The following is a 12,558-nucleotide window of genomic DNA, read 5'->3' as shown; positions in this document are numbered from 1 at the left end:
CCAGCGGCCCCCCCCCCGATGAAAGCGACCCCCCCGGGGGGGGGCCCCCCGGGGGGGGGGGCCCCCGGGGCGGGGGGGGCCCCCGGGGGGGGGGGCCCCGGGGGGGGCGGCGGGGGGGGGGGGGGGCAGCGGGGGGGGGGGGGGGGGGGGGCGGGGCGGGGGGGGGGGGGCGCGGCCGGCGCGCGGCGCGCCGCCACCGCGCCGCCCCCTCCCCGGCGCCGCCGTCCCCGCGGCAGCACATCGCGCCGCTCGACGGGCTGCGCGGACTGGCCGTCCTGGGCGTGCTGTTCTTCCACGCCGGTCACTTCGACGGCGGGTTCCTCGGCGTCGACCTCTTCTTCGTCCTGTCCGGCTTCCTCATCACCGGCCTGCTGCTGAAGGAGGCACGGGCCCGCGACGGCCGCATCGGCCTCCTCGCCTTCTGGGGACGGCGCGCACGTCGTCTGCTCCCCGCGCTCGCGGTCGTGCTCGCCGGGACCCTCCTCCTCGTGTGGGCCCTCGGCCCGCCGAACCTGCTGCGCTACGCCCTGGAAGACGGCCCCTGGGTGGCCGGAAACCTCGCCAACTGGCACTTCGTCGCCGACCGGGTGGGCTACTGGGACTCGGCGGACACCCGGGTCTTCAGCCACCTGTGGAGCATCGCCGTCGAGGAGCAGTTCTACGTGGTGTGGCCGCTGGTGCTCTGCCTGGTGGCCCGCGGCCGTACCGCCGGACGACGCGTGGCCGCCGTGGCCGCCGCGGGGGCCGCCGTGTCACTGGTCCTCATGATCGTCCTCACCACCCCGGCCGACACGACCCGGGTGTACGAGGGCACCGACACCCGCGCGTTCTCGCTCCTCCTCGGCGCACTGGCGGCCACCCCGCCGGCCACGCGCCTGATGTCCCGGATCGGCGAACGTGCGGCGGGCCGGTGGAGCCTCGTGCTTGCAGCCGGCATCGGGGCGTACTGGGTCGTGGCCGACGGCCAGAACTCCCCCTCCCTGTTCCGCGGCGGGCTCTTCCTCCACGCCCTGGCCGCCGCCCTGCTCATCGCCTTCCTCGCCCGGGCCCCCCGCACCCCGGCCGGCCGCTTCCTCGCCGCCGCACCGCTGCACCGGCTCGGCCTGGTCTCGTACAGCCTCTATCTGTGGCACTGGCCCGTGTACCTGCTGCTGAGCGAGGAACGGCTCGGCCTCGAGGGTGCGCCCCGTACGGCCGTGCTGCTCGCGGCGTCGGTGGCGCTCGCCTGGCTCTCCAAGGTCCTGGTGGAGGATCCCGTCCGGTTCCGGGCGTCCTGGGCGAAGGGCCGCACCGGGGCGATCGCCCTCGTCGCCGTCTTCGCCGCGCTGGCCGCGCTGTGGACGGCCGTTCCCCAGCCGAGAACCGGGGAGGGCTCGGTCGACGTCACACGTCTCATGCCGGCTGCCCGCTGACGGCATGGGCCGGGGCCGGCCGGCCGACGTCAGGGCGGTGTCGTCCCGACCCGGACCCTGTCGCTGCCGCCGTCGGAGAGGAAGGACGCCAGGGCCCGTCCCTCGTCGTCGACCTGGGCGCGCTCCGCCCGCGTGAGCCGGCGGAGCGGGGTGACGGTCACCGTGTCGTCCTCGACGGTCCAGGTCGCGGAGACACGGCCGTCGACGAGCACGAAACGGGCGCCGGTGACCGACAGGCCGCGGTGCGCGTCGTCGATGATCCGGCCGCGGTCCTGGTAGCCGAGGACCGCGTTGTCGAACGCCGGCAGGAACCGCACCGGAACCGGGGTGCCGGGGTCGGGGCGCGGCGCGTCGGGAAGGTCCAGCAGCTCCCGGCCCCGCTCGTCGCGGAAGGAGACCAGCTCCGGGCGGACCGCCGCGACGGCGGCCGGCAGTCCGGTGAGCCCGCACCAGGCACGCAGGTCCGCCGACGCGGCCGGTCCGAACGCGGCCAGGTAGCGCCGTACCAGCGCCTCACCGACCGGGTCGGTGCCCGGCGGGGCCGGCGGGTCGACCTCGCGGCCCAGCCAGTGCGCGACCGGGGCGTTGCGGACTCCGGCCCTGGTGCGCCACAGCCCGCGCGGGGGCAGCTGCACCGTCGGGATCAGCGCGGCGACCAGCATCTCCCCGAGCGGCCGGGGCCCCACGTCCGGCCAGCGTCCGGCCACCGCCCGCGCCAGCTGGGACATCGAGCGGGGTTCGCCGTCGGCGAGCACCGCGCGGCCGGCCGCGGCGAGCTCGTCGAGGTCCACCCCGTCGAGTTCGCGGCGGTAGACGCCGAGGACCCGTGCGCGCAGCATCGCGTCGTGCCGGGGGCGCCAGGCCAGTACGTCCTCGGCGGTCACGAGGTGGACGGTCCGGCGCATGAGATGGGTCCGTACCACCCGGCGCCCGGTCAGCAGGTCCGAGAGCGCCGCGGGTGCGAAGTCGCGCAGGCGCGACCAGAGTCCGACGAACGGTTCCTGCGGTTCCTGCGCCTGCATGCCGCCGAGGTGCGCGACGGCGTCCAGGACCGGACGGTCCGCGCGGTCGAGGAGCAGCTGCCGGGCCAGTGCCGCCCGGTTCAGCGACCGGGTGTCGAGGACGGTCACGCGTCGCACCCGCACTCGCACGCGAGGTCGCGGGCGGCACCGCGGAGGTGCGGGCGGGTCGTGGCTGGGGCGGTCACGGCGGGCTCCTTGCGTCGTGGAGAAGGCGGTCGTGGAGAAGGTGGTGGTGGGGAAAGCGGTCGTGGGGGAAACGGTCGTGCGGGCAGCGGTCGTGGGGCAGCGGGGACGCGGTGGGACTCCTTCCGCGAGGAGGCCCTCGCGGCTTTGCCGTGCCCACTCTGCCGCGAGCAGCGGTCAGGTTGTGACCGCTACTTGCGCGAGCATGGGGTCATGCAGAAAACATCGGCCAGGCTGCTGTCCCTCCTCTCGCTGCTCCAGGCGCGCCGGGACTGGCCGGGAACGGTGCTCGCGCAACGGCTGGACATCAGCCCGCGCACACTGCGCCGTGACGTCGACCGGCTCCGGGAACTGGGCTATCCCGTGCTGGCGGTGAAGGGTCCCGACGGCGGCTACCGGCTCGACGCGGGGACACAGCTGCCGCCCCTGCTCTTCGACGACGAACAGGCGGTCGCCCTGGCCGTCGCGCTGCGCACGGCCGCCGCCACCGGCGCGGGGATCGAGGACGGTGCGGCCCGCGCCCTGACCACCCTGCGCCAGGTCATGCCCGCCCGGCTGCGCCACCGGATCGACGCCCTGCCCGTCACCTCGGTCGAACGGCCCGCGCGGCCGCAGCCGCAGGCGGACACCGGTGTGCTCCTCGCGCTCAGCGCGGCCGTCCGCGCCCGCGAGGTGCTGCGCTTCGACCACGCCCCGGCGCATCCGCCGGCCGGCACCGCGCCCGGTGCCGTGCCGCCCCCGCGCCGGGTGGAGCCGCACCACCTCGTCACCCGCGACGGACGCTGGTACCTGGTCGCCTGGGACCTGGACCGCGCCGACTGGCGCGTCTTCCGCGCCGACCGCGTCACGCCGCGCACGCCCACCGGGCCGCGCTTCACGCCGAGGGAACTTCCGGGCGGGGACGTGGCCGCGTACCTGACCGGCCGGTTCCGCGGCTCGGACGGCTCCCCCGACTGGCCCTGCCGTGGTGAGGCCGTACTCCGTCTGCCCGCCTCGGCGGTGTCCCCGCACGCCGGGGACGGGACCGTCGAGGAACTCGGCCCCGGGCGGTGCCGGCTCACCCTGGGCTCGTGGTCGTGGCCCGCGCTCGCCGCCGCCTTCTGCCTCTTCGACACCGACCTGGAGGACGTCGGCCCGCCCGAGCTCAGGGAGGCCTTCGCCCGCCTGGCCGCGCGGTGCGCCGGGGCCGCCGCGGAACCGGGGCGACCCACTGACGAGCCATGACGATCACGGGCGGGCCGCGCGCCCCGCGGGCCACTGCCGGGACGTGGGCGCGCGCCCCGCGAGCCGGTGCCGGGACGTGAGGGGGGACGGGGCGGCCGGATTCGCACCGGCGCCGGGCGGGACGCTGTCGCGGCGCACTGCCTTCCTGCCGCGTCCCCGCCCGTGCCGGTGTCCCTGCGTGGCGGCCGGCCGGGCCCGGTTCGAGGTGCGTGCCCGGACTCCGGCGGGCGTCACACGCGTTGGACCCGCTCCGCCCCCGCCGGCTCGGCGGCCGGGGCGCCCGCCACGACGCGCGACCGGCCGTGCAGCCGCAGCGACACGGCGACGAAGCCGATCGCGACCAGGGTCATCGCCGCGCCCGCCCACGCGGTGGCCGCGTAGCCGAGGTCCGCGTCGATGACCGTGCCGCCGAGCCAGGGACCGCCGGTGTTGCCGAGGTTGAAGGCGGCCGTCGTGGTGGCGCCGGCGAGGGTGGGCGCGGCCCCGGCGACGTTGAACATGCGCGCGTTGAGCGCCGGGGCCGTGTAGAACGCGGAGATGCCGAGCAGCAGCGAGAGGGCGATCACGACGGCGGGGCTGGAGGCGAAGAGCGCCAGCGCGGCCAGCAGGACGGTCGAGGCGGTGATGCCGGACAGGAGCACGCCGAACAGGTGCGCGTCGGCGACCCGGCCGCCGATCGTCGTGCCGATCAGCGCGCCCGCGCCGAAGAGCGCCAGCACGCCGGGCACCCAGCCCTCCGCCAGCCCGGCCACGTCGGTGAGCAGCGGTGCGAGATAGGAGAAGGCGCAGAACACGCCGCCGGCGGCGAGCGCGGTCACCACGATCGACAGCCACACCTGACGGTCCCGGTAGATGGCCAGCTCGCCCCTCAGCCGCGGGCGCCGCTCGGGCACCGGGATGCGCGGAATCAGGGTCACCACACCGGCGAGCGCGACGGCGGACGCGGCGCCGACGGCCCAGAACGCGGACCGCCATCCCAGGTGCTCGCCGAGGAAGGCGCCGGCGGGGACACCGAGGACGTTGGCGATGGACAGTCCGCCGATCATCACCGCCATCGCCCGGGCCCGGGCGGTCACCGGCACCATCGCGATGGCGACGGCGGCGCCCACCGCCCAGAAGCCGGCGCAGGCGAGCGCGCTCACGATCCGGGAGACGAACAGGACCTCGTACGTCGTCGCGAGGGCGCCCGCGACCTGACCGAGGCCGAAGACGGAGATGAGCGCGACGAGGGTGGTCTTGCGCGGCAGGCGCAGCGTGGCGACGGCCAGCAGGGGCGCGCCGACCACCATGCCGATCGCGAAGGCCGATATCAGCAGGCCGGCCTGCGGGATCGACACGTCCATGTCGTCGGCGATGGGCGGCAGCAGCCCGGAGAGCATGAACTCGCTGGTGCCGAGTGCGAAGACGGACAGACCGAGGATGTAGACGGCGAGCGGCATACGGGCGGGAGCGGAGGAGACGGGCATGACAGGTCTCAACGGAGTCGTGGATCATGTCATTCCCGCACCTCCGGCCGTCTCACGATGCGGCGGTGCGGCGCCCGTGCTCCCTGTGCTCAGGTCGTCGCCAGCAGCGGCCGCACCGGGCGTTCCAGTCTGATCAGGACGCCTTTGGAGGCGGGCTGGTTGCTGATGTCGGCCACGCTGTCCAACGGCACCAGGACCTGCGTCTCGGGGTAGTAGGCGGCCGCCGAACCGCGCGCGGTCGGGTACGGCACCACCTCGAACCCCTCGGCACGGCGTTCGGCGTCGTCGTGCCAGACGCTCACCAGGTCGACCCGGTCCTTCTCCCGGAGGCCGAGGTCCGCCAGGTCGGCCGGGTTGACGAGGACGACCCGGCGGCTGCCGTGGATGCCCCGGTAGCGGTCGTTCTGCGTGTAGGGGACGGTGTTCCACTGGTCGTGCGAGCGCAGGGTCTGCAGCAGCAGGTGGCCCTCGGGCACGTTCGGCGGCTGCCAGTTGTTGCGGGTGAACCGGGCCTTGCCCGTGGCGGTGCGGAACACTCCCTCGTTGACCGGGTTCGGCAGCCTGATGCCGCCGGGGCGGGTCACCCGCCGGTTGAAGTCGTGCAGGCCCGGCACGACCCGGGAGATGCGGTCGCGGACGGCGCCGTAGTCGCTCTCGAACTCCTCCCAGGGCAGGTGCCCGGGACCGTCGCCGAGGGTGCGGCGCGCGATCCGGCACAGGATGGCGACCTCGCTGAGCAGCAGCGGGGAGGCGGGCTTCAGCCGTCCCCGGGAGGTGTGCACCTCGCTCATCGAGTTCTCGACCGTCACGAACTGCTCCCCGCCCGCCTGGTGGTCCCGCTCGGTACGGCCGAGGGTCGGCAGGATGAGCGCGGTCTGCCCGCAGACGGTGTGGGAACGGTTGAGCTTGGTGGAGACGTGGGCGGTCAGGCGGCAGCGCCGCATCGCCGCCTCGGTGACGGCGCTGTCCGGGGCGGCCCGGACGAAGTTGCCGGCCACGCCCAGGAAGACCTTGATCCGTCCCTCGTGCATCGCCCTGATCGAGTTCACCGAGTCGAGTCCGTGGGCGCGCGGCGGTTCGAAGCCGAACTCGTCCCGCAGGGCGTCGAGGAAGGTGTCGGGCATCTGTTCCCAGATGCCCATGGTGCGGTCGCCCTGGACGTTGCTGTGTCCGCGCACCGGGCAGGCCCCGGTCCCGGCGCGGCCGAGATTGCCGCGCAGCAGCAGGAAGTTGACGATCTCCCGGATGGTGGGCACGCCGTGCTTGTGCTGGGTGATGCCCATGGCCCAGCAGACGACGACCCGCCGGCTGCGCAGGACGTCGTCGCGAAGGTCCTCGATCTCCTGCCGGGTCAGTCCGGTGGCGGCGAGGACGTCCGGCCAGGAGGTCGCGCGCACATGCTCGGCGAACTCCTCGAAGCCGCTGGTGCTGTCGCGGACGAAGTCGTGGTCCAGCACCTCGCCGGGCCGGGCGTCCTCGGCCTCCAGGAGCAGCCGGTTCAGCGCCTGGAAGAGGGCGAGGTCGCCGCCGGGCCGGATGTGGAGGAAGCGGTCGGCGATGCGGGTGCCGCCGCCGACCACCCCGCGCGGCTTCTGCGGGTTCTTGAACCTCAGCAGTCCGGCCTCGGGCAGCGGGTTGACGGCGACGATGCGGGCGCCGTTCCGCTTGGCCTCCTCCAGGGCGGACAGCTGGCGCGGGTGGTTGCTGCCCGGGTTCTGTCCCGCCAGGAGGATCAGGTCGGCGTGGTGCAGGTCCTGGAGGCTGACCGTGCCCTTGCCCGTGCCGAGGGTCTCGTGCAGGGCGAAGCCGCTGGACTCGTGGCACATGTTGCTGCAGTCGGGGAGGTTGTTGGTGCCGAAGGCGCGGGCGAAGAGCTGCAGCACGAAGGCGGCCTCGTTGCTGACCCGCCCCGAGGTGTAGAAGACCGCCTCGTCGGGGGTGTCGAGCGACCGCAGTTCCGCGGCCAGGAGGCCGACGGCGTCGATCCAGCTGATCGGCTCGTAGTGGTCGGAGCCCGGCCGCTTGACCATCGGCTCGGTGAGCCGGCCCTGCTGGTTGAGCCACATGTCGGAACGGCGGCCCAGGTCCGAGACGCTGTGCTCGCGGAAGAACCCGGCGGTGATCCGGCGGGTCGTCGCCTCGTCGTTGATGTGCTTGGCGCCGTTCTCGCAGTACTCGTTGCGGTGCCGGTGCCCGGGGGCGGGGTCGGCCCATGCGCAGCCGGGGCAGTCGATCCCGCCGACCTGGTTCATGGTCAGCAGGTCCACGGCGGTCTGCCGCAGGCCCGTCTGTTCCAGGGAGTACTCCAGCGCGTGCGCCACGGCGGGCACACCCGCCGCCCAGGTCTCGGGCGGGGTGACGGCCAGTTCGTCCCGGGGTTCTTCCCTGGGCGGCTTCCTCATCCGGGATTCACCTCTCGTTGCCTCGCTGTCTTCCGGTGGTCTTCAGCCCACCGGCCACACCGGTACCCGGCTCCTCGGCGGCTCCGCCTCCGCCGGCCGGACCTGCCCGCCCCGGATGGTTCCCCGCCAGCCCCCGCAGGGTTCGCCGAGTCCTTCGATGAACGCCTTGAAACTCGCCAGCTCCCGCCGCAGGACGCGTCCCGTCGCCCCGGGGAAGGCGGTGAACAGGCCGACCGGTCCGTACGGCTCGACCCACATCCGCACCGTCACCGCGGTACGGCCCTCACCGGCGGCCCGGAACCTGACCTCGCCCCGGTGCCGGGGGCGCCTGCCGAGGCTGCGCCACACGAGGTGCGAGTCGGGCACCTGCTCCACGATCTCGGTGACGAACTCCCGGTGCACCGGTCCGCGGCCGATCACCCAGTGGGTCACGGCGGGCCTGACCTGGTCGACCCGCCTGACCGTGGCGCTGAACCGCGGGAAGGTCCTGAACTGGGTCCACTGGTCGTAGGCGGCACGCACCGGCACCGCCACTTCGATCGTCTCCTCGACGGTGGTCATGCGCCGGGCCCTCCTTCACGGGCTCCGCCGGCCGACCGGACGGCTCCGGGGCGGTGGCGGGTCGCCTCCACCGAAACCCGCCGGCGCGGCCTCCGCAAGCGGAACGAAGGCCGGGCGGACGCGTCCGCGGGCCGCGCCCGCCCGCCCGGCCGCGGGCGGGACGGCCGGCCGTCGGGCGGCGGGCTCGGCACTGCGGTACGCAACCGCCCCGGCCGTGCCGCGGGTGCACGGCGGCGCCGAGCGCTTTGGACGACCGCACCGTGGAGGCCTGGCCTCGTCTAGCGCCGGCCGTCGTGGAGCGCCGCTCCGGGGCCGCGAGGTCCCGGGCGCCCCGGCCGTGGGCGGCGGGCGGACGGCGGACCGCGGACGGCGGGGTGCCCGCCGGGCTCCTCCAAGGATCGCTGCGCCGTCCGCCAGGGGCCGTCCGCCAATGCCGTCCGCCAGGGGCCGTTGGCCCCGGCCGGGCGCCGGAGACCGGGAGTGTACGTTCGTACGCCCCGCCTGTAGGCTCCGGCGCATGACTGTCGACGTACTGCGCGCGGCCGCGCCGGCCGACCGGCGGGCCCGGGTCGCCGTGGCCGTGCTGTTCTTCACGAACGGCGCCCTGTTCGCCAACCTCCTGCCGCGCTATCCGCAGATCAAGGCGGACCTCGGCATCGGCAACGCCGCCTACGGACTGGCCGTCGCGGCGTTCCCGGCGGGCGCGATCGCGGCCGGGCTCGCGGCCGGGGTGCTCGTGCGCCGGTTCGGCTCGGCGCGGGTCGCGGTCGGCGGCACGCTGCTGACCGGGGTGGGGATCCTCGGGGCGGGCCTGGCGGAGTCGGTGGCGGTGTTCGCGGCGGCGCTGTTCCTGGCCGGCGCGATGGACGCGTTCACCGACGTCGCGCAGAACGCGCACGGCCTGCGGGTGCAGCGCCGCTACGGACGCTCCATCATCAACTCCTTCCACGCCATCTGGTCCGTCGGAGCGGTCACCGGCGGTTCCATGGCCGCGGGCGCGATCGCGCTCGGCGTACCCCGGGGCTGGCACCTGCTGTTCTCCGCCCTGGTGTTCGCGGTCGCGGCGTGCGTGGCGCTGCGGTACTGCCTGCCGGGGCCGGACACCGAGCCCGCCGAGGAGGCGACCGGGTCCGGCGCGCCGGCGGCCACGTCCGTACCGGCGGCGGGGCGGCGGACGGCGTACGTCCTCGCGGCGCTGGTCCTGATCGCGACGGCCGGCACGCTCGTCGAGGACGCGGGCAGTTCCTGGGCCACCCTCTATCTCTCCGACTCGCTGCACGCGGCGGTGGCGCTGGCCGCCTCCGGGTATGTCGCCCTGGTCGGGGCGCAGTTCGTCGGCCGGCTCCTCGGCGACCGGCTCGTGGACCGCTTCGGCCAGCGCACCGTGGCCCGTTCGGGTGCTCTGATCACCGCGGTCGGCATGGGTCTGGCGCTGGCGGTGCCCACGGTGCCCGGAACGGTCCTCGGGTTCGCCGCGGCCGGGTTCGGCGTGGCGACGCTGGTGCCGGCGGCGATGCACGAGGCGGACGAGCTGCCCGGCCTGAAGCCCGGGTCGGGGCTGACCATCGTCTCCTGGCTGATGCGGCTGGGCTTCCTGCTCTCCCCTCCGGTCGTGGGGCTGGTCGCCGACGCCACGAGTCTGCGGGTGGGGTTGCTGGTGGTGCCGTTCGCGGGGCTGCTCGTGCTGCTGCTGGCCGGAGTCCTCGGTGCCCGGCGCCGCTGAGTGTCCCGCCGGCGCGGGTGGGACGGTACGTCATGACAGCAAGAGCGTACGTTCGTACGTTATGGGGAGTACCCTCGTGCGCATGCCGACGGACCACTTCGCGGGCGACTCCCGCACCAACCTCGAGCGGATGCTGGCGGGCGACCTCTACGTCGCGGACGACCCGGAGATCTTCCGCAGGCAGCAGCAGGCCGTACGGCTGGCCGCCCGCTACCAGGCCGCCTACGCCGAGGACGCGGCGGCCGCGCAGGCGGTCCTCGCCGAGCTGCTCGGCTCCCTGGGCGCCGAGGCCCATGTGCGGCCCCCGCTGTACGTGGACTACGGCAGCAACATCACGATCGGCGCGCGCACCTTCGTCAACTACAACCTGACCGCGCTGGACGTCGCCGCGATCACCGTCGGCGAGGACTGCCAGATCGGGCCCGGCGTCCAGCTCCTCACCCCGACGCACCCCGTGGAGCCCGGACCGCGCCGGGACAAGCTGGAGGCCGCCCGGCCCATCACGATCGGCGACAACGTCTGGCTGGGCGGGGGCGCCGTCGTACTGCCCGGGGTGACCATCGGGGACGACTCGGTCATCGGCGCCGGCGCGGTCGTCACGAGGGACGTGCCCGCGGGCGTCGTCGCCGTCGGCAACCCCGCCCGGCCGGTACGGAAGGTGTAAGCCTGCTCCCATGGCAACCGGACACACGGACCCGCAGCGCCGCGAACGGATCCTCGCGGCCACTCTCGACCTGATCGCCGAGGAGGGCATCGCGCGCGTCTCCCACCGGAAGATCGCGACGCGTGCCGGGGTCCCGCTCGGCTCGATGACCTACCACTTCAGCGGGATCGAGGAGCTGCTGCGGGAGGCCTTCGGCCGGTTCACCGACCACATCGTGGCCGTGTTCGACGCCCATCTGGGTGCGGCCGCCGACCGCGACCAGGCCCGGGAGGCGGTGGCGGACCTGGTGCACGAGCTGTCCGAGGGCAGCCAGCGGGACCTGGTGCTCACCCAGGAGCTGTACACGCTCGCCGCCCGGCAGCCGGCGTACCGGGAGCTGACCCACGAGTGGATGCGCCGCAGCCGCGTCCATCTGGAGAAGCACTTCGACCCCCGGACGGCCCGCCAGCTCGACGCCCTCATCGAGGGACTGACGCTGCACCGCGCCCTGGCCCGGGAGCCGCACGGGCGGGCCCTCACCCTGGAGGCCGTCGCCCGCGTCACCACCACGGACCGGCGCACCCCCTGACCGCCCGTGCGGCGCAGGCCTGACCCCTGTGCCGCACGGGCATCCCCGTTCAGCAGACGCCGTCCTGCGGCTTGGGGTTCCCCAGACCGAACAGGGGCCGCAGTTTCAGGCCCACCCAGGTGCCGGCGAGAGCGAAGAGGCCCCACAGCCAGCCGCTGAGGCTGCCCGAGGCGATCCCGGCCAGGTAGGCACCGATGTTGCAGCCGCCGGCCAGCCGGGCACCGACACCCATCAGCACCCCGCCGAGCACCGCCGCGACCGCCGTGCGCCACGGGATGCCCCGGTGCAGGGCCCAGGTGCCCCCGACCGCCGAGGCGAGCGCCGCACCGATCATGATGCCGATGTCGGTGAGGCTGGTCTTGTCGGCGAGCACCGGACCCGCCAGCATCTCGGCGTTGCCGGGCCGCTGCCACCAGGTCCAGTTCTCCGGGTGGCCGCCGAGCGCGCCCACCAGCTCCGAACCCCACAGGCTGAAGGCGCTGGTGACGCCCCAGGCACCGCCGGAGACCAGCAGGACGCCGGCTCCGAGCACCGCGAGGACCAGGGCTCCGGCCGCCAGCGGCCACGAGCCGCGGACCGCCCGCAGCGCCGCGCCGCGGGCGGAGGGCACCGCGCCGAGGGGCGGCGGGTTGCGGCGGGCCTGCACACGGCGGCTGACCAGCACCACGAGCAGCAGCGCGGCGATGGTCACCCCCCAGGAGCCGAACCAGCCGATGTGCTCCGACAGGACGACGGGCTCCCAGGCCGGGAGGTCCTTCCACAGGTCGAACTGCCAGGCGGCCAGCGTCGCGCCGGCGACGAAGCCGCCGAGGGTCAGCACGATCGACGTCTGCCCCGAGCCGACCGCGAAGAGGGTGCCGGAGGCGCAGGCGCCGCCGAGCTGCATGCCGATGGCGAAGAGCACCGAGCCGGCCAGGAGGCCGACGCCGATCGGCCCGGCGGACGGTGCGGGCTGGGAGCCGAACAGGCCGGTCTCCGTGCCGATGAGCAGTGCGAACAGGGTGGCCGTGGTGCCCAGCAGCAGGGCGTGGGCGCGCAGTCCGGCGCCGTTGCCGACGGCGATCAGCTGCCGCCAGGCGGAGGTGAAGCCGAACCGGGAGTGGAAGAGGGCGATGCCCAGACCGAGCCCGAGCAGGAGGAGCACGCCCGGTTTGGCGCCGTGCGCCGACCAGACGTACGCCGTCAGCGCGGCGGCGAGCAGCCCGGACACCGCCAGGGGTGTCCGTCGTACGGGCGGCAGGGGCGGCGCCTGGGGACGTGGCGAGGAGGTGGGCGAGGGGGCGAAGAGGGCGGCGGACGCGCGCGGCGGCGCGGCCGGGGCAGACCCGGCGGG

General features: G+C 75.0%; 10 protein-coding genes. 5 read left to right on the top strand and 5 right to left on the bottom strand.

Annotated features, from left to right (window positions below; genetic code table 11):
* Positions 1 to 239 precede the first annotated feature (239 nt).
* Positions 240 to 1,412: an acyltransferase family protein gene (locus tag HZS56_RS35385; RefSeq protein ID WP_216724908.1), complete on the top strand. Its 1,173-nt coding sequence runs from the start codon at positions 240 to 242 to the stop codon at positions 1,410 to 1,412.
* Positions 1,413 to 1,441: 29 nt separating this feature from the next.
* On the opposite strand, the gene HZS56_RS35380 is transcribed toward HZS56_RS35385, so the two are convergent.
* On the bottom strand, positions 1,442 to 2,542 hold the full coding sequence (locus tag HZS56_RS35380) for a winged helix DNA-binding domain-containing protein (protein WP_216724905.1): 1,101 nt from the start codon (positions 2,540 to 2,542) through the stop codon (positions 1,442 to 1,444).
* 288 nt (positions 2,543 to 2,830) lie between these two features.
* On the opposite strand from HZS56_RS35380, the gene HZS56_RS35375 reads away from it, so the two are divergent.
* The gene (locus HZS56_RS35375; protein ID WP_216724904.1) at positions 2,831 to 3,841 is read left to right on the top strand and encodes a helix-turn-helix transcriptional regulator; all 1,011 of its coding nucleotides are present in this window, start codon (positions 2,831 to 2,833) and stop codon (positions 3,839 to 3,841) included.
* Positions 3,842 to 4,071: 230 nt separating this feature from the next.
* On the opposite strand, the gene HZS56_RS35370 is transcribed toward HZS56_RS35375, so the two are convergent.
* From HZS56_RS35370 to HZS56_RS35360, 3 genes are all read right to left on the bottom strand, one after another.
* A complete protein-coding gene (locus HZS56_RS35370) occupies positions 4,072 to 5,280 on the bottom strand; it encodes a Cmx/CmrA family chloramphenicol efflux MFS transporter (protein WP_216724907.1) in 1,209 nt (402 codons plus the stop codon).
* A 116-nt stretch (positions 5,281 to 5,396) separates the two neighbouring features.
* Entirely contained in the window at positions 5,397 to 7,709 is a 2,313-nt protein-coding gene (locus tag HZS56_RS35365) for an FdhF/YdeP family oxidoreductase (RefSeq protein WP_216724903.1), read from the bottom strand.
* Positions 7,710 to 7,751: 42 nt separating this feature from the next.
* The gene (locus HZS56_RS35360; protein ID WP_216724902.1) at positions 7,752 to 8,270 is read right to left on the bottom strand and encodes an SRPBCC family protein; all 519 of its coding nucleotides are present in this window, start codon (positions 8,268 to 8,270) and stop codon (positions 7,752 to 7,754) included.
* Positions 8,271 to 8,787: 517 nt separating this feature from the next.
* Here HZS56_RS35360 and HZS56_RS35355 point away from each other — a divergent pair.
* From HZS56_RS35355 to HZS56_RS35345, 3 genes are all read left to right on the top strand, one after another.
* A complete protein-coding gene (locus HZS56_RS35355; RefSeq protein WP_216724901.1) occupies positions 8,788 to 9,993 on the top strand; it encodes an MFS transporter in 1,206 nt (401 codons plus the stop codon).
* Positions 9,994 to 10,075: 82 nt separating this feature from the next.
* Complete coding sequence (locus tag HZS56_RS35350; RefSeq protein WP_216724900.1) at positions 10,076 to 10,657, top strand: sugar O-acetyltransferase; 582 nt, start codon at positions 10,076 to 10,078, stop codon at positions 10,655 to 10,657.
* 10 nt (positions 10,658 to 10,667) lie between these two features.
* Entirely contained in the window at positions 10,668 to 11,225 is a 558-nt protein-coding gene (locus HZS56_RS35345; RefSeq protein ID WP_216724899.1) for a TetR/AcrR family transcriptional regulator, read from the top strand.
* Positions 11,226 to 11,274: 49 nt separating this feature from the next.
* Here HZS56_RS35345 and HZS56_RS35340 read toward each other — a convergent pair.
* Positions 11,275 to 12,558, bottom strand: a 1,284-nt coding sequence (locus HZS56_RS35340; RefSeq protein ID WP_253915422.1) for a YeeE/YedE family protein, incomplete at its 5' end; no start/stop codon positions are given.

Origin of the sequence: Streptomyces mayonensis (assembly GCF_018982965.1) — a bacterium.
GTDB lineage: Bacteria > Actinomycetota > Actinomycetes > Streptomycetales > Streptomycetaceae > Streptomyces > Streptomyces mayonensis.
The sequence above is the reverse complement of the archived record's forward strand: the minus strand, read 5'-3'. Positions and strand labels throughout refer to the sequence as shown.

Bases quoted from the DNA above. Each gene is read 5' to 3' on its own strand.
- HZS56_RS35345 (WP_216724899.1), top strand. From the start codon at position 10,668: ATGGCAACCGGACACACGGACCCGCAGCGCCGCGAACGGATCCTCGCG.
- HZS56_RS35370 (WP_216724907.1), bottom strand. From the start codon at position 5,280: ATGCCGCTCGCCGTCTACATCCTCGGTCTGTCCGTCTTCGCACTCGGC.
- HZS56_RS35365 (WP_216724903.1), bottom strand. From the start codon at position 7,709: ATGAGGAAGCCGCCCAGGGAAGAACCCCGGGACGAACTGGCCGTCACC.
- HZS56_RS35355 (WP_216724901.1), top strand. From the start codon at position 8,788: ATGACTGTCGACGTACTGCGCGCGGCCGCGCCGGCCGACCGGCGGGCC.
- HZS56_RS35350 (WP_216724900.1), top strand. From the start codon at position 10,076: ATGCCGACGGACCACTTCGCGGGCGACTCCCGCACCAACCTCGAGCGG.
- HZS56_RS35375 (WP_216724904.1), top strand. From the start codon at position 2,831: ATGCAGAAAACATCGGCCAGGCTGCTGTCCCTCCTCTCGCTGCTCCAG.
- HZS56_RS35360 (WP_216724902.1), bottom strand. From the start codon at position 8,270: ATGACCACCGTCGAGGAGACGATCGAAGTGGCGGTGCCGGTGCGTGCC.